This is a genomic window from Mucilaginibacter sp. P4_A11, from assembly GCF_056402535.1.
Genome location: NZ_JBFUHE010000004.1, coordinates 62,928 through 81,825, shown reverse-complemented (window position 1 = coordinate 81,825; position 18,898 = coordinate 62,928). Strand labels below are relative to the sequence as shown.

Here is an 18,898-nt window from a genome sequence, read left to right as displayed (position 1 = left end):
GTCGTGATAAAAAAAGTTCCATTGAAGTTACGAAAGTATCCTCGTTATGCCTAACCGCCCCTATGTGCTTCCATTACACCATGCCCTGGTTAAAATACAACAATTGTATGCTGTCATCTTCTGGTAAAATGGCAATGTGTGATTTAAGTATTTGTTAAATGGTTGATTGTTATGGTTATGCATTTTATTTACATACCATACGGTAAGGTCGAGTTAGAAATTTGTGCGGCTGGTAACCCTTGATCGCGGGGAATGAAATGGTTATTTGTTGTAGTATTTTGGTGAAAGTTTGTATTCGGAAAAGCCTGTTTAATGGCTTTTTTCCCGTGAAATTTACCCTGCCCGGCACTTTAACGAAGCCCCATCCGAGTAAAAAAGCAATACTCAAGATCGTATTTTATTTAACTACCGGTTATAAATCATCTTGATCAGCAACGATTACCGTTTAAAATATGCCCTTTAAACATTTTTACCCGCTTTTTAAACATTTCAGCATTACCGGGATTTTGCAGGAAAGTAGTTTTGACATCGAGGAAATGAAAGAACAGCCTTCTCAACAATTGATGTTTGAACGTCATGGAGAGAATAAGTACCGTCTGCTTTTTTGATGAAGCAGGTAAGCCTTAGGTTCTGATTTTCCCAACCAATGTTCCGGCAGACCGCGCAGCGGATGAACCTAACCAATGTTTCCCGCAGGCTGAGCAGTGGAAGAACCATCGAATAAACCGAATCACTAACCAAATTAACAAACTATGGATCAGAGTTTTATTTAAACCAACCATTACAGCCGGGAAAGGTAGTCCTTTGAAAGGCACATAGAGGTAGTCGGCGACTGCCGCCAATTATAAACCAATACATAAACATTTAGGAATAAATAACCAGAGGGTAGCCATGCCGCGGTGTGGATCAATAGTTTGTGCCGCGCATTGAACATGAGTGGGCCACTCGTTTTGACAGGCAGATGTTGTCTGCATTGCACCCTTCTGTGATTTTAAACTAAACCATTATCATCAACACTCAATGAGTTAAATCAGGAATTATGAAGAAACCAATACACGCATCATTCTTATGTCAAGGGATAGCGTTTCCAGATTATTTCACCAATATAAATTTAAAAGCCATAAAGAAGGCTTGTAATGGTATGCTGTCACCGAAAAATATTCATGATGAGAACATATAAAGAATTGCATAGCAGTAATTTAAGGGCTGAACGCGGTAGCCGCAGAGTCAGGTTGTTTTGTCTGTCTGTTTTGGCACTGGTGTTTTTGTCAAATATTGCATTTAGCCAGCAATCACGAATTGTTAAAGGGCAGGTATTTGATCAGCAGAAAAATACGGTCGTAGGGGCAACCGTTCGGATAAAAGGAACCACTACAGGAACACAAACCAACAGCAAAGGCGAATTTGCCATAAGGATCAGCGGCAATTCACAAATATTGCTGGTCAATTTTGTTGGGATGGTCACGCAGGAAGTAGAAGTAAAGGACAGGGATTTTGTCACAGTTACTTTGAAAGATAATGTAGCACAGTTAAGCGAAGTCATTGTAAACGTTGCCTACGGAAAACAGCGAAAACAGAGCGTAGTTGGTGCAATAGTACAAACTGACAGTAAGACGCTGGAGCGTACAGGGGGAGTATCCAGCCTGGGTGCAGCTTTAACAGGCAACCTGCCGGGCGTGATCACAACCGCAAGCACCGGATTGCCGGGCGAAGAAGATCCGCAAATTTTGATCCGTGCAAGAAGCACCTGGAATAATGCGAGTCCACTTGTGCTTGTAGATGGAGTTGAACGGTCAATGACCAATGTAGACATAGCCTCGGTAGCATCCGTATCCGTGCTGAAGGATGCATCTGCTACTTCTGTATTCGGCGTAAGGGGCGCTAATGGTGTTATTCTCATTACCACAAAGCGGGGGAAAGAAGGAAAAGCTGAGATCCGGGCTTCCGCAAATTCAGTAATGAAGGCCGTATCAAAACTGCCATCAAAGTATGATTCTTATGACATGTTCGAGCTCAGGAACCGGGCAATCGAAAATGAACTGGCACTAAGGCCGTCGGCCTGGAACGATTATATGCCGCAGGACATTATTAACAAATATAGGTTTCCGGCAAATGAAACTGAGCGGGAACGATACCCGAATGTCGACTGGGTAAATACGCTGTTCAAGGACTATGCGATGTCATATAATGTGAACCTGAATATAACCGGAGGAACGAAATCGGTCAAATATTTTACAAGTGCGGATTACCAGACTGAAGGCGATCTTTTCAAAACTTTCAAGAGTGGCCGTGGATATACGGCCGGCTATGGTTTTCAACGCCTGAACCTTCGCAGCAACCTCGATTTTCAAATCACCCCATCTACCGTGTTCCACGCAAATATCGCGGGATCAAGGGCGGTCCGGAAACGCCCCTGGATAACGATCAATGAATATAACACATGGGGCGCTGCCTATTATACAGCTCCTAACTTGTTTATCCCGCAATACGCGGACGGATCGTGGGGTTATTATGCGCCAAATTCAGGTATGGGAACTAATTCCGCGATGCTATTGGCAACAAGCGGCCAGGAGTATTTAACTACTTCGAGGATCACAACCGATTTTATACTTGAGCAGGACCTTAGTAAATTATTAAAAGGTTTGAGTGTAAAAGGCACATTATCGGTCGACAATACCTTTATCGAAAACAGCAGGGGGATTAACGATATCAACAATCCCGTTCAAAGAAAATATGTCGATCCGCAAACCGGTCTTGTAAGCTACTCCATCGATAAAGATCCCAGTACACAATTTGGATTCCAGGACAGCGAACGCTGGCTTGCCAGTAGCGGGGCTGTTGATAATGGTGCAACACAACGGCGTATGTTTTCGCAGGTACAGCTTAACTATGCAACCAAGATCGGTAAGAGGCAGGATGTTACCGCTATGGGACTTTGGAACAGAGACCAAACTGCCCAGGGAAGCGTAATACCTTCTTATCGTGAAGAATGGGTGTTCAGAACAACCTATAGTTATAACGGCAAATATAATTTTGAATATAATGGGGCATATACAGGGACAGAGAAATTTGCACCTGCCTATCGTTTTGCCTTTTTCTCATCAGCGGGTGCGAGCTGGATGTTATCCGAAGAGAAATTTTTGAAGCCGCTAAAGTTTATCAGCATGCTAAAGTTGCGTGGCTCATACGGCACAATCGGTGATGATAGCGGTTCCCCCCGTTTCGCCTATCTATCGGAGTGGAGTTTCGGCGGAAATACACCGCTTGGAACCTCCGGAATACCGGCGGAACCAAGTAACTATACCTGGTACAGGCAAACAAGTGTAGGTAATCCGAATGTTAGATGGGAGAAAGTGAGAAAGGCCAATATTGGTGTGGACTACGGATTTTTTGGAGATGTGGTTACCGGAAGTGTTGATGTTTTCAGGGATCGAAGAACTGATATCCTGAGTTCTGGCGGTAGCCGGGCAATTCCTTCCTATTTTGGTGCAAATGCGCCAACTGCTAATAAGGGAAGGGTAGATGCAAGTGGATATGAAGTTGAATTGCGGTTCAGTAAATTCCTGAACCCAGATTTTCGCCTATGGTCTAACATCAATTTTACGCACACGCAAAATAAAGTTATTGTGGCCGATATTCCGGAACTTCTGCCTGACTATCAAAAGAGTATCGGAAAGCAGGTTTTTCAAAATTACTCCTATGTAAGCGCCGGTTATTATAACACCTGGGATGAATTGTATGGCAGTACCCCTCATGGTGATAATGACAATCAAAAACTTCCCGGAAATTATCATATCCTGGATTATAACGCTGACGGCGTAATAAACGCAAGCGACAATGTACCCTACGGCCATACCGGCAACCCGCAAAATACTTATAATGCCACCATTGGTTTTGACTGGAAGAATTTTAGTGTTTTCGCTCAATTCTATGGCGTCAATAATGTTTCGCGCCTCGTTGTTCTTTCATCATTTAGCGGGCAAAATACCGTTGCCTTTGACGAAGGAACCTATTGGTCAAAAACAAATACCAATCCTGATGTTCCGATGCCACGCTGGGCATCAACACCAAGCGGTTATCAGGACGGCACCCGTTATCTGTATGATGCCTCCTATGTGAGGTTAAAAAATGCAGAAATCGCCTATACGTTTAACCAACCCTGGGTGAAAAGGGCTGGAATGTCAACAATCCGCCTGTATATAAACGGTAATAATTTGGCTGTTTGGAGTAAGATGCCTGATGACAGGGAAGCCAATTATCAGAGTGCCGGAGGGCAGGGCTGGGCTTCACAGGGAGCTTATCCAACCGTCAAGCGCTACAACATCGGTGCGAATATCACTTTCTAAAAAGATCGTTATGAAAAGAAAAATAAAATTCTACATGTTAGTGGGAGTGGTTTTGTTAGTCACTGTAACCCCTTCCTGTAAAAAATACCTGGACAGAAGTCCTGATTCAATTGTTTCAGAAAAAACAGCCTTCAAAGATTTTACTAATTTTCAGGGATATACGGAAGAACTATACAATTGTATCCCGGATTTTACGAACCGCTATTGGACCAATAGCTGGAATTGGGGAGAAGATGAAATTGTATCAACCGCGCTTAATTTCCATTTTATAAATAAAGTTGATAATGGCGATTTCTGGGGTTGGCAACGAGAATTTGACGGCTGGGGAGCAGGCTGGATGGATGCAAACAATGCCAACACAAATAATGATCGTTTCTCAAAAGGTTTATGGCCGCTTGCGTGGTATGGTATAAGAAAGGCGAATCTTGGCCTTGAAAATATGAACCTTATGACTAATGCAACCGATGAGGAACGAAATCTTATCAAGGGGCAGTTGTTGTTTTTCAGAGGTTGGTTCCATTTTCAATTGATGCAGTATTTTGGTGGCCTGCCTTATATTGATAAAGTATTACCAGCCGACCAGGACCTGAGGAATCCACGCCTAAAATACCAGCAGTGTGCCGAACTGGCTGCAAAAGATCTGAGGGAAGCTGCCGACCTATTGCCATTAAACTGGGATAATACCGGCCCCGGATCCAAAACACCGGGGAAAAACCAGCTCCGGATCAATAAAATCATGGCTTTAGGCTATTTGGGGAAAAACTATTTATGGGCCGGAAGCCCGCTCATGAATTACGAATCTACCGGGAACCGAACGTATGATCCTGAATTGTGTAAAAAGGCCGCTGCCGCATTCGCTGAATTGCTAAAATATTGTGAAAGCGGCCAGGCTCCATATAAGCTGTTACCCTTCAACCGCTACTATACCAATTTCTACACTTTTGGCCAAAACTGGCAAATCCCGGGCGGAAGCGGAGATGACGGCGCTGAGGCCATATTCAGAGGCCCTTACTGGGATGCACATGGTTCAACCTACGGTACAGCTAAGCAATATACGCCGGGGCCGGTCATTGAAGAAGGTAATGTGGTATTCACTCCAACAGCTAACTATGTTAATTATTATGGAATGAAAAATGGTTTGCCAATTAAGAATATCGCGCAGGCCGACCCGGAATCCGGCTATGACCCACAGTATCCATGGAAAAACCGGGATCCCCGTTTTTATAATGATATAGCTTTTGACGGTGTGAAACTGGTTAAAGGAACCTTGCCGGGTGGTGTAGCGGATTACTACCGGTATGCAAACCTATATACTGGTGGTAGTTCCCGTGATGAACGGGTAGCCAGCAGAACCGGTTATTTGTTGTATAAATTCACCCCAATTACGTCAAACAAGTTCGATCAGGGTTATGCTTATGGTCAGAACCTGAATATTAAGGTGCCGTACATGCGCCTGGCAGATGTATACCTGATGTATGCTGAGGCGTGTACTGCCGGATTTAACACGGCAACCGGAAAAGATCCGGGCTATTCCAAAACCGCGGTAGATGCCATCAATATCATTCGTGACAGGGCGGGTGTTGATCATGTTGCAGCTAAATTTCTGGGATCAGCCGATGAGTTTATGAAAGAAGTAAGAAGAGAACGCGCCGTTGAACTTTCATTTGAGGGACACCGCTTTACCGACCTGCGCCGGTGGTTAATGTTGATTAACCTCCCTTACACCCTAAAAACATCAATTGAATTCGACCGGGCATCTCCGCTGAACCCAGCTGTGGATCCGAAAGAAAACCGGGTGCTTAACATTCGCGAACGTACAATTCTTCAACGGTCGTTTACTGATAAGCATTACTGGCTTCCATTGAAACGGGCGGATGTGAACATGTATCCTGAGTTTAAACAAAATCCGGGGTGGTAATAATCCTTGCTTTTATAAAACAAAAATTAAAAACATTGGAAATGAAATATTCAAAGATTGGGACGGTACTATGTGTTCTGTTTACGCTGATTGCGTGCGTAGCCAGGGGCCAGGAAGCCGTCCAAATAAATATAACCGCCGTAGTCCGCGGGCAGAACGGCGAACCTGTTCAGGAGGCGAGGGTCAAAAATGAAAAAAACGTCGAAACGGCAACAAATGACAAAGGTGCCTTTAACTTAATGGCACCATCAGGGAGCTTGCTAACAATTTCGGCGAACGGGTATATCACGGTCACCCGCGTTACTTCAGATACCTTAAAAGTCGTTAGCCTGCTGAGAGAACAGAAATATGTACAGGTGGCGTTTCGGAAAGTTCAGGAGAAAGACCTTTTAGGAGGTGTTTCTACAGTTGATTATAAGCCGATTTTTGAGAAAAACTTTACAACGTATGGGTTTGACGGGATGGAAGCGTTTGTTGCAGGTTATAACGGCAATATTTGGGGTAATAACAGCTATCTCGTTTTGATTGACGGGGTTCCGCGTGAGGTGGATAACATCATGCCTTCGGAAATTGATCAGATCACTTTTTTAAAAAGTGCGTCGGCCGTTGCTCTTTATGGAAGCCGCGGAGCTAAAGGCGTAGTTTTGATTTCAACAAAACGAGGAAGTGGTGATGGCCAAAAGATAAACGTTCGCGTAAATGCCGGGGTAAATGTTCCAAAAAGCTACCCTGAATACCTGGGATCTGCTGAGTACATGACGCTTTACAATGAAGCTCGTCATAATGATGGCCTCGATCCATTATATTCTAACGAAACCATCTACAATCATGCCTCCGGCAGAAATCCTTACAGGTACCCGAATGTAGATTATTATTCTAAAGAATATCTGAAAAGTAGCTTTACAAGGTACGATGGTACAGCTGAAATATCTGGCGGTAATGACCGTGCGCGTTATTATACAAATTTTGGCTACTGGTCTGCGGGCTCACTACTTAATTTTGGCGCGGCGAAGAATAACAATTCAAGCGATCGGGTTAATATTCGCGGAAATATCGATATGAATTTGACCAGCGTATTAAAAGCGCGGGTTGATGCCAGTGCGGTATTTTATAGCGGCAGAGGGGTTAACACTGATTATTGGGGAAGCGCCGCTAATTTAAGACCCTATCGCTTTGCACCGCTTATTCCGTTGGACTTGATCGAAAAGTCTGATGAACCTTCACAGTTGATCGCTGGTGCCAGCTCAAATATCATTGACGGTAAGTACTTGCTTGGCGGAACGCAACTGGATCAGACGAATCCTTTTGCTGCAATTTACGCCGGCGGTTCAAATAATTTTGTAAGCAGGCAGTTTCAGTTTACTACAGGTGTAGACGCAGATTTAAAAAGTATACTGAAAGGTTTAACCTTCAGCACCTCCCTGGGAGTAGACTACCGCAGCAGCTACAATCAGAGCTACAGCAATGGCTATACCGTTTATCAGCCCAATTGGACAACTTACAACGGAACGGATGTTATAGGCTCCCTGACTCCTTTCGGCCGCGATACGAAGTCAGGGATACAAAATGTTTCTGATAGCTGGTACAGGCAAACTATATCCTTTTCCGGACAATTTAACTATAAGACCAGCATTGCCGGGCAGCATAATGTTTCAGCCGTTTTGATGGCGGCGGCGTTCCGCCAGTCTCAATCCGCTATTTATCAAAATGTAACAAATTCAAATTCAGGGTTGCAGTTGGGCTATAATTTCAGGCAAAAATATTATCTGGATTTTACAGGGGCGATGGTTTATTCACCCAAATTTTCGAATGACAAGGCGTATGGTTTTTCACCTACTGCTTCTATCGGTTGGAGGATAAGCGAAGAACCATTCTTAAAGAAAATAGCTTTCATCAACGACCTTAAGCTTACCGCATCAGGCGGCATCATCTACACTGACCTGGATGTTCCGGATTATTTCCTCTATCAGAGTATTTATACTCAGCAAGGATCTTATTACGGCTGGAACGACGGAACACTTGCGCAGACAACCGATTCCCGCCGAGGCAGTAACAATGGGTTCACTTTCGCAAAAAGAAAAGAGCTGTCAGTAGGGCTCGATGGTGCATTGTTTAAAAACATGGTCTCATTCTCGGCGAATATTTTTAGAAGCGACCTTGTTGATAATGCAATTCAAAGTACAACATTGTTCCCCAATTATTTTTCTGTCTTTAATTCTTCTTTCATCCCGTTTGTGAATTTCGACGGCGACAGAAGGACAGGTTTCGATTTGGGCTTGAATTTACACCAACGTTCCGGCAGCGTTGATTGGTCTCTGGGGGCAACCGCAACCTACTACAACACTAAGGCCACTAAACGTGCCGAGTTTTTTGCCGATGTCTATCAAAATCGGCAGGGAAAACCGCTTGACGCAATATGGGGTCTTAAAAACGACGGGTTTTACATAGACGCCACCGAAGCAGCAGCTGCCAACAGTGGGAATGGATTGCCTCAACCCGCTTTTGGCCAGGTTAAAGCGGGCGATATCAAATACAAGGATATAAACGGAGATGGCATTATAAACAACCAGGATGAAGTTTCCCTCGGACGTGGCGGCTGGTTCGGTGCTCCGCTAACTCTTGGACTGAATTTTACCGCAAGTTGGAAGCATTTTACATTTTTTGTATTAGGTACAGGGCGGTATGGCGCCAAAGGCATGAAAAATAGTTCGTATTTCTGGGTAGACGGACAAGATAAATATTCGGCAGTTGTCCGCGATCGCTGGACGGAACAAACAAAAAACACCGCGACGTTTCCCAGGCTGACTACGCTGACCAGTGACAATAACTTTCGTAGTTCAGATTTCTGGCTTTATAGCAATAACCGGATAGACCTGACCAAGGTGCAGATCTCCTATGACTTTTCAGAGCAAATAATAAAATGGAAAGTGCTTAAGTCACTCGGCATTTATGCGGCAGGATTTAATTTATTAACCATTGCTAAAGAACGGAAACTGATGGAAATGACGATAGGAGGGGCTCCGCAAACCCGATTTTACAACCTGGGTGTCAAAGGTGGATTTTAAGCAATTAATTAATGGACAGCATGAAAAGAATTTCAATACTATTAATAATAAGTCTTGTGACATTCAGTTGCAAGAAATTTGTGGAACCTGCCCCGCAGAACAATGGCAAGTTTGAAAACATTTACGACGAGCCTAATTTCGCTCATGGCCTCGTGTTAAATGGCTATACGCGTATCCCGACAAATTTTTGGTCATTTAATGATGTTGCTACAGATGATGCGGTAAGTAATGACAGAAATAGCGCGCTTTCGAAGATCGCCACGGGTCAATGGACTGCTAATTTCAATCCGCTTGACCAATGGACCAATTCAAAGGCCGGCATCCAATACCTTAATATGTTTTTAAAAGAAGCCGACAAAGTTGTGTTCGACAAGGACAATCCTATCCTGAATACGATGTTTGATGACCGTTTAAAAGGTGAAGCGTACGGCCTGCGGGCATTATTAAGCTTTTACATGTTGCAGGCACATGCGGGCAAAACCGATGGTGGAATATTGGGTTATCCGATTTTACTCGAACCGGAATCTTCGAATTCTAATTTTAACCAGCCGCGCGCAAAATTTGAAGATTGTATGCAGCAAATTTATGGCGACCTGAATAAAGCCGAGGAATTGTTGCCACTTGATTATAAAGACATCATCTCTGCTTCCGAAATTCCGGCAAAATACAAAGGTGTGGTTGTGGAAACTTACAACCGGGTATTTGGTAAGTTATTCAGTCAGCGGATGACAGGCAGGATTGCTAAAGCAATCCGCGCTAAAGCAGCGTTGATGGCGGCAAGCCCCGCGTATGCCGAAGGGTCGACAACAACCTGGGAAAAGGCAGCAGATGCGGCGGCGGCGGTGATCGATCTGAACGGCGGACTCAACGGCCTGGCACCCAATGGACTTACCTGGTACGCAGGAGGTGGTGGTAACCAGATTGATGGGCTCGGATCGGGAGCTAATCCCGCCGAGATCTTATGGCGTGCAGGTATTGCGCAAAATAGTGACCTGGAGGCTGATCATTTTCCTCCAAGCTTGTCGGGCCAGGGGCGTTTAAACCCCAGCCAAAACCTTGTAGATGCTTTCCCTACTATTAACGGATACCCGGTTACAAATGCAGCCAGTGGTTACGATCCTGCATCGCCATACGTTAACCGTGATCCCCGGTTGACAACCTTTATCGTTGTTAACGGAAGTTCTGCGGGCCCCTCTTCTTCAATTGTCTATACTGCAACTGATAAAAATACAAATGATGGGCTCAACAAGGTCGAGACTTCCACCCGGACCGGGTATTACATGCGGAAATTGCTAAGGCAGGACGTGAATCGAAATTCAAGTTCAATCACTAATCAAAAACATTACAAGCCTCATATCCGGTACACAGAAATTTATCTGGATTATGCTGAAGCCGCAAATGAGGCATCGGGGCCACTGACGGCCGGAACACATGCTTACTCAGCTTACGACGTTATCAAAAAGATTCGTCAACGCGCAGGTATTGGGTTAAATAATGGGGATGCCTACCTTGAATCCGTTAAGGGCGACAAGAATGCCATGCGTACTTTGATACGTAATGAAAGGAGATTAGAACTTTGTTTTGAAGGTTTCAGGTTTTGGGACCTGCGCAGGTGGGCCGCAAATCTTAATGATGCTGCCAAAGGTGTAAGCATTGCTCAAAATATCTATTCGCCTATCACTGTGGAAAACAGGTCTTTCAAAGATTATATGAGCTATGGCCCGATTCCTTACAGTGAAATTTTAAAATATAATGCACTACAGCAAAACGCCGGGTGGTAGTACCTGCAAACTTTCAATCGAACACGTATTTAAAAGTTAAAAAATGAAAAGATTAATATATGCCTATGCTACAGTGGTTTTGTTGTTAGTACTGGGTTCCTGCAAAAATTCTGATGTTGTCTTTCCTGACTATAAAGTTCAGGCAGTCTATTTCGCGTACCAATATCCAATCCGGACCATTACATTGGGTGAGGATATTTACAATACGGATTTTGATAACCAGCACAAATGCCAGATCATGGCAACAATCAGCGGTGTTTATTCAAATACCAGAGATATCACAATAGGGATTAAAGTAGATAATTCCCTGACTCAGGGCCTTCAGTTTAATCCGCCTGATTATAACGGCGAAGTTTTGTCCATGCCTGCTTCTTATTATCGTCTTGCCTCCGACAAAATCGTCATTCCTAAAGGAAAGATCGTGGGTGGCGTAGAAGTTCAGCTTACAGATGCCTACTTCGCTGATCCCCTCGCCACCAAAGTAACTTATGTGATTCCTGTCAGCATGACTAATGTCAGTAACGGCGATTCTATTTTAAAAGAGAAAAAATTTACACTATACGCCATCAAGTATATCAATATGTGGACAGGTAATTATCTGCGAAGGGGAAAAGACATTATTCAGGGCAAAGATGGTCACCCGGAATTAACCAATACTATTGTCCGCCATAACCAGTATGTAGAGAAAGATGAAGTTAAACCATTAAGCACGATCTCGCTTAAAAAATCCCTGTTGCCGCTGGTTTTTAAGGGCGCCGGAAACCTAAACAAAGACTTCCCGCTACAGCTTACTTTTGATGAAAACGGCAATTGTTCAGTATCTGCCGGGGCAGCAGGTTTTATGGCTTCCGGCTCAGGGAAGTTTGCAAAAAGAGGGGAGAAAAATAGTTGGGGCTCGCAGGATCGTGACGCGATTTACCTGAACTATCAAATTGAATCAAATGAGATGAAAATAGCTTGCACCGATACGCTTGTCTTGCGTGACCGGGGGGTTAAGATGGAAACATTTAATCCGACAAAATAAATTTCAAACCTATTTAGATTGTTAACAATGAAACAACTTCTTAAAATAACTTCAACGCTATTCTTTGCTGCGTTTTTAGCTTCCTGTTCAAAGCATGAAGTGTTTGATTATCAGGTTGAGAAGCCTGCTACGGTCGCGGCTCAGGAGCAGGTTAATGCTTACCAACCTCTGAAAACCTATCTGGACAGACAAAATAATCCTGGTTTTAAACTCGGGGCGGGCGTGTCTTTAGGTGATTATGTCAGTAAAGGCCTGATGTACCGTTTAATTAATAGCAATTTTGATGAAATAGCGCTTGGCTACGAAATGAAACACGGCGCGGTAGTACAGGCTAACGGTGACCTTTCGCTGAAAAGTGTTCAGAATCTGATAGCCACAGCTAAACAGGCAGGTATTAGCGTTTACGGCCACACTTTAGTGTGGCATGCCAACCAAAATGCGGCCTATTTGAATAAACTGATTGCCCCGACTATCACAAACGGCGGGGGAGGTCCCACCTGGGACCTGTTGACCGGTGCTGATTTTGAAGCATCAGACGTGTCTAACTACCTGATGACAAATTTAGAGACCTCATTTACTGCTCCGGGCGGCGGATTTAACGGCGTGGGGCGGGCTATCAAACTTACCAATACCAAGGCTCGTGATAATGACTGGGAAGCACAGTTTTTTCTGAAGTTTTCTCCGGCTGTGAAAGTGGGGGAGCAATATGAATTGAGCATGAATATCCGTTCCGATATCAATGCTTCCTTTGGTACGCAAGCTCATATCGTACCTTTTCAGTACAAGCACTGGGACTTTTTTGGTCAGCTTTCGTCAACGCCGGCATGGACTACTTATACGAAACAAATAACAGTTACTCCTGACATGGCAGACTGTGGTGCCATTGCTTTTAACCTTGGCAAAACGGCCACAAATTATTATTTCGACAATATAAAATTGAAGAAATACAATGAAAAGGGAGGACAAACAGAGATTGAAAAGAGTCCGGAAGAAAAGAAGACCCTTATCACCAATGCCATGGAGAGTTGGATTAAAGGAATGCTTTCAGCGACCAAAGATTACGTAAAAGCCTGGGATGTGGTTAATGAGCCGATGGATGACGGCAAACCAGCCGAATTAAAAACAGGTGCCGGCCGTACTTTACCATCAGATGAGTTTTACTGGCAGGATTATATGGGTAAAGATTATGCTGTGAAAGCATTTCAATTAGCCAGAGCCTACGGTAATGCAGGTGATCTTCATTTTATCAATGATTATGGCCTGGAGTCCAATTTGGATAAATGCAAGGGGCTGATTGCTTATGTAGCCTACATTGAAAGCAAAGGTGCCAAAGTAAACGGCATAGGCACACAGATGCATATCGATGCAAAAACGGACCGCGCGAAGGTTGCTGAAATGTTCAGATTGCTTGCGGCTACCGGTAAATTAATCAGAATCTCAGAGCTTGATATGGGCTTATCCGGAAAAAAGACTGCCCAGGCAACCGCGGATGACTATGCCGAGCAGCGAGATATGTACAAATACGTTGTACAGCAATACCTTGAGATAATTCCGAAAGCTCAACAATACGGTATCACTTTCTGGAGCCCGCTGGATAGCCCAGATAACTCGATGTGGCGCGCCGGAGAGCCGATTGGTTTATGGAAGGAAGATTTTGTCAGAAAACCCGCGTATATGGGAGTAGTGGAAGGACTGACAAAGAAATAACTGGGGTAAACTAGCAGGAAAGTCACAGCGCATTTCAAAGGTGTTGTGACTTTTTTTGTGTAACGATAGTGGTTTGCTTCCGAAAATCAACTCAAAGAAAGTGCTTTACTTTTTACAGATCTTTTGAGGAGTGCTAAGTGCACCGGGGGGGCTGGGCTTAGCGGTTTGTGACGGAGCGGCTGAACCAGGCTGAAGAGCAAAGCTCGTCAATCTTTAATCCTGCCGGTGGCAGATGCTGCATTGCAAAACCTTAAGGGTATGATACTTAATCTGTAAAAGCCAAATAAGCTTAATAGCATGATAAAATCAGAACCGTAAATTTTACATTTATTTATTCTTTTTGTAAAAGAACTTTGATCAAACAGCATATTATTACTCTTGATTGAAGCGAAACGACAGTTTGAACCAATTATCTGAAAAAACCTTCTTTTAAAAATGGCAAGAAAAATACTTTGCTTTTTGCTGCTCTGCGCGGCGTTAGTATATCCGTTTGGTGTAAAAGCTCAACCAGCCCATACAAACCCAGGTCTGCATCAGTCAGGTTTGGTTATCTGGGATGATAAACCTGCCAAAACATGGATGACCGAAGCATACCCCATGGGTAACGGTCGTATTGGCGGAATGGTGTTCGGCGGCACAGCCCTGGAACATATCCAATTCAACGAAATTAGTTTGTGGACAGGCGACGAAACCAACACAGGTGCCTACCAAGCCTTTGGCGACCTTTACGTTAGTTTTGATGGGCAGGATACCTCGCGGAAAGCCCCGGCTGACTACCGAAGGCAACTTGACCTCAGCAAGGCAGTTCAGCAAATAACCTATACCGATAACGGTGTAAAATATAAACGCGAGTATTTTTGCAGTTTCCCCGACAAAATAATGGTACTGCATTTTACTGCGGGTTCAAAAGCAGCCTATTCCGGCGTTGTAAAACTTGCGTCTGCACATAACGCAGTTGTTACCGCCAAGGGGGCCACCTTACAAATTACCGGTAAGCTGGATAACGGGTTAAGCTATAACGCAACTGCTTTGATAAAAAACGAAGGCGGTTCGGTTACTATAGAAAGTGATGGTAAGGGTGGCTCACAACTGCATATTACCAAAGCCAATGCGTTTACTATTTTACTTTCTGCCGCTACCAATTACAGCAACAAAAGGAGTGATGGCTGGAGGGCCGGTAACCCTGCTGAAATAGTAAAACAATCATTATCCTTAGCATCTGCCAGGACATACCAGGACCTGCTAAACACTCACCTGAAAGATTATCAGGGTTTGTTTGGCCGCGTGTCTTTAAACCTGGGCAATGTAACTGCTCAAAAAAGTTTGCTGCCCACTTATCAGCGACTGCTCGATTACAAAACCGATGGGGACCCGCAGTTAGAGGCCTTGTTATTTCAATATGGTAGATACCTGCTTATCAGCTCCTCACGCAAGGGAGGTTTGCCGGCTAATTTGCAAGGCTTGTGGAACGAAAGCAATGATCCGCCATGGCGAAGTGATTACCACTCCAACATCAATATCCAGATGAATTACTGGCTGGCCGAGCCAACTAATCTTTCTGAATGCCATTTCCCATACCTCGATTATATCAACAGCATGCGTGAAGTAAAGACGGAAAGCACCCGGAAGCAATATCCCGGTGTACGCGGCTGGACGGTTAAAACCGAGAATAACATTTTTGGCGGATCCAGCTTTTTATGGAACACACCGGGCAGCGCATGGTATATGCAGGCAATCTGGGAACACTATGCCTTTACAAAAGATAAGGATTACCTGAAAAATTTTGGTTATCCTGTTATTAAAGAGGTTGTAGAATTTTGGGATGATCATTTAAAACGCCGTGCTGATGGAACATTGGTTTCTCCCCTGGGCTGGTCGCCGGAGCATGGACCTACCGAAGACGGGGTAACTTATGATCAGGAAATTATTTACGACCTGTTTACCAACTATATCCAGGCTGCGGATATTTTAGGAATGGATCAGGCTTACCGTAACCATGTGGCCGATATGCGCGAACATTTGCTGATGCCAAAAATTGGCAAATGGGGCCAGCTTCAGGAATGGGAAACCGATCGTGACGATCCGAAAGATACACATCGCCATTCGTCCAACCTGTTTGGCTTACATCCCGGCAAACGCATCAGCACCATCAAAACACCTGAGTTGGCCAAGGCTGCAAAAGTAAGCCTGCTTGCCCGTGGCGATGTATCAACAGGATGGTCAATGGCCTGGAAAATGAATTTTTGGGCCCGCCTGCAGGATGGCAACCATGCGTACAAAATACTGACCAACTTTATAACCCTGGTTGGAGGCTCGGGCGTAAACTATAACGAAGGCGGCGGTTTATATGCCAATCTTTTCTGTGCCCATCCGCCATTTCAGATAGACGGCAACTTTGGTTATACAGCGGGTGTTACCGAAATGCTGCTCCAAAGCCAGACAGATGAAATTCAGTTATTGCCGGCATTACCCTCCAAATGGGCAACCGGCAGCGTACAAGGTCTCCGGGCACGCGGCGATTTTGAAATCACCAACATGGAATGGAAAGATGGTAAAATCGTTAAATTATCTATCAAATCATTAGCGGGAGGTACGTGCAAATTACGTGTACCCAATGCTTTAAAAAGCAAAACAGCTTTATCAAAAAACGCGGGAACCAGCCAGGATATAGGTTATAGCTTCAGCACACAAGCCGGCCAGGTTTATGATTTCATTGCAGTTATTTAAGGAATTTAATATCATATGTTAAAGTTCAGGCATCTTATTGTAGTTGTAATATCGATCTGCTTTTTTTACCGGTAAAAGGACAGGATAGCGATAAAAATGGCCTTTGGAATGGATTTGAAAAAGTTAAGTTAGCTATCGACGGACAGGTCTTTTTCGTTTTTCGATTCTATGTTGGTCAGCCTGAACAGGGAGCCTGAAACCTCATGTTGAGCGAGGTAGAGTGTAGTTTGCTTCGGCAAGCTGATAGGAAGAGTAGTGGCCGGATACGTTCAATTCGGATGGCATTGTGTCTATCTCTGCCCTAATCTGTTCCAGGTTATCTATGACATGGTTAAGATAACCAGTTCTTGTTCAATCCTCGAATAATCTCTTTGGTATAGTCCGTTTTCTGCGTGGCTTTATTAAAGAAGAGACCATCAGCTAAAAATCATATACGATGTAGCTCATGAGACTATTATGCGAAAGCCTTTATTCATGGCTCGCCAAAAAAATGAGGCCGTATCATTTGTATTTATGATACGGCCTCATGCTGTTATCAGACTGTAGCTTTTTACGCAACGCCATTTAATGCGTTAAAAGCTTTTTCGGGAGATTCTTTGTTTATGTTATAGAAATGATCAGTAAAGCCTATTCTTATTTCAAATTTGTCTTCAGCAACACCGCTGACAATTGCGTCAGCAACTGCGGAAGGAGGCATCTTGTCGACAGGAATATTTTTTGAAAATTCAGTGTCCACCAGCGGAGGCAATACTTCAAATACTTTAACATTGGTTTTTGACAGGGATAATCTCAATAACCTGGTGTAAGACTGCAAGGCCGCCTTACTGGCGCTATAAGTAGGCATAACAGCCCATGGAACAATGGCGACAACTGATGTGATGTTAATTACCGCAGACGCTGCATTTTTCTTCAGGGTTGGTAAAAGCTTTTCAGTTAATCGTAGCGGAGCAAGATAATTGATCTCCATTTCCTTACGGGCACCATCATAAGCATTGGAGTTTTCATTCAAAGAATACTGATGCGCACTGCCAGAGTTGTTGATCAATACATTTAACCCGGGGTAGCTTGATTCCACTTGCTGCACCAAAGCATCCAGTTCGCTTTCGACAGTGAGATCACATTGGATCACGCTAACATTATCCAAACTGCCTGCAGCAGCATTTAATTTTTCGATATTTCTGCCTGCGATAATCACTTTATTACCCAGCGCGGAAAATTTACGGGCGGTTTCCAGACCAATACCGGAACCACCGCCAGTGATCAGGATTGTGTTGTTATTAGTATTCATGATATTTAAATTGATGAGTTAAAAATGTTATTGTTTGATGTTTGGGAATTCTTATTTGCTTTCGGCGATCAGGATGGTAGCCAGTTTGTCCGGCATAGAAATGAATGGAGTATGGCTGCTTTGCAGGGTATAAACTTTATCCACTTTACCTGCTTTTACCATATACTGTTGTGCAGGATAGCTGATGGCATGGTCATTAACGGTGTGGATATAGACTTTTCTAACGCTGCCGAAATTCTTTTCAGTCAGGTGCACTGGTGTGGCAAGAGGTGCCAGTGGYTCCGGTTTAATGTTAGCGGCGATATATTCCTGAACTTGCTGAGGTGCATCTGCTGCGAAGATATCGGCAGCGGCATCTTTGGCTATGATTGCTGCACCGTGCTGCTGGTCGATGGTAAGGGATTTRCCGATATGAGATGCWGGGTCGCCTTTTGCGAGTGATAAAAGGCTGTCKCCGTCATGCGGCAGCGCTGCTGCAAGAAAAATCAGTTCTTTAATTTGTGAGGGAACTTCTTCGGCAACCTGGCTGATCACCAGTCCGGCAAAACTGTGTCCCACCAAAACTACATTAATGCGGGTGCCGATAGCAGCTTTTACCTGGTCAACATAGGTTTGAAATGTGATACCGGCAAATGAAGTGGTATCTTTTCCGTGACCTGCAAGGTTAACATTGATCACTTCTTCGCCCTGGGCTTTTAACAAAGGTATCACTGCGTCCCATGAAGAAGCATCTGACCATGCTCCGTGAACAAGTACAATGGTTTTAGAATTTTTGTTAGTTGTTGTTTTGGCTTGAGCGGTAAAACCTAATACACTCATTACCATCATTATTATTGTTGTTTTCATGTTTGTCTGATGCCTAATTGTTTAGGACATGACAAACATCGGGGTATGCGGCAGCAATAAGTTTAACCCAGGTTAAAATCGAAAAAACCTCTGAAAAAAAGTTTTGTAGATGGATTCAGTAAAATGAAAACGCTTTTATGGCTGCTTATGAGCGGATATTCAACCTGCTAACCTTGTCGGCCAGCGTTTCTTTCAA

The 18,898-nt window shown here is 44.0% G+C and carries 10 protein-coding genes; 8 read left to right on the top strand and 2 right to left on the bottom strand.

The features are described 5' to 3' along the window. The first annotated feature begins 452 nt into the window (after positions 1-452). From AC1DUD_RS09555 to AC1DUD_RS09520, 8 genes are all read left to right on the top strand, one after another. Entirely contained in the window at positions 453-608 is a 156-nt protein-coding gene (locus tag AC1DUD_RS09555; RefSeq protein ID WP_477373983.1) for a hypothetical protein, read from the top strand. A 555-nt stretch (positions 609-1,163) separates the two neighbouring features. Further along, on the top strand, positions 1,164-4,346 hold the full coding sequence (locus AC1DUD_RS09550) for a SusC/RagA family TonB-linked outer membrane protein (protein WP_477373981.1): 3,183 nt from the start codon (positions 1,164-1,166) through the stop codon (positions 4,344-4,346). A gap of 10 nt (positions 4,347-4,356) precedes the next feature. Next, positions 4,357-6,264 (top strand): RagB/SusD family nutrient uptake outer membrane protein, encoded by a 1,908-nt coding sequence (locus AC1DUD_RS09545; protein ID WP_477373979.1) that lies wholly within the window; start codon positions 4,357-4,359, stop codon positions 6,262-6,264. 41 nt (positions 6,265-6,305) lie between these two features. Continuing rightward, positions 6,306-9,329: a SusC/RagA family TonB-linked outer membrane protein gene (locus AC1DUD_RS09540; RefSeq protein ID WP_477373976.1), complete on the top strand. Its 3,024-nt coding sequence runs from the start codon at positions 6,306-6,308 to the stop codon at positions 9,327-9,329. Positions 9,330-9,349: 20 nt separating this feature from the next. Beyond that, entirely contained in the window at positions 9,350-11,110 is a 1,761-nt protein-coding gene (locus tag AC1DUD_RS09535; protein WP_477373974.1) for a RagB/SusD family nutrient uptake outer membrane protein, read from the top strand. Between the two features lie 43 nt (positions 11,111-11,153). Then, entirely contained in the window at positions 11,154-12,134 is a 981-nt protein-coding gene (locus AC1DUD_RS09530; protein WP_477373972.1) for a DUF5627 domain-containing protein, read from the top strand. A gap of 27 nt (positions 12,135-12,161) precedes the next feature. Further along, on the top strand, positions 12,162-13,841 hold the full coding sequence (locus AC1DUD_RS09525) for an endo-1,4-beta-xylanase (RefSeq protein WP_477373969.1): 1,680 nt from the start codon (positions 12,162-12,164) through the stop codon (positions 13,839-13,841). A 435-nt stretch (positions 13,842-14,276) separates the two neighbouring features. After that, positions 14,277-16,568: a glycoside hydrolase family 95 protein gene (locus AC1DUD_RS09520; RefSeq protein ID WP_477373967.1), complete on the top strand. Its 2,292-nt coding sequence runs from the start codon at positions 14,277-14,279 to the stop codon at positions 16,566-16,568. Between the two features lie 550 nt (positions 16,569-17,118). On the opposite strand, the gene AC1DUD_RS09515 is transcribed toward AC1DUD_RS09520, so the two are convergent. Together AC1DUD_RS09515 and AC1DUD_RS09510 are read right to left on the bottom strand one after the other, a co-directional pair. Next, a complete protein-coding gene (locus AC1DUD_RS09515; RefSeq protein ID WP_477373965.1) occupies positions 17,119-17,856 on the bottom strand; it encodes an SDR family oxidoreductase in 738 nt (245 codons plus the stop codon). 51 nt (positions 17,857-17,907) lie between these two features. Continuing rightward, complete coding sequence (locus AC1DUD_RS09510; RefSeq protein WP_477373963.1) at positions 17,908-18,702, bottom strand: alpha/beta fold hydrolase; 795 nt, start codon at positions 18,700-18,702, stop codon at positions 17,908-17,910. Positions 18,703-18,898 lie beyond the last annotated feature (196 nt).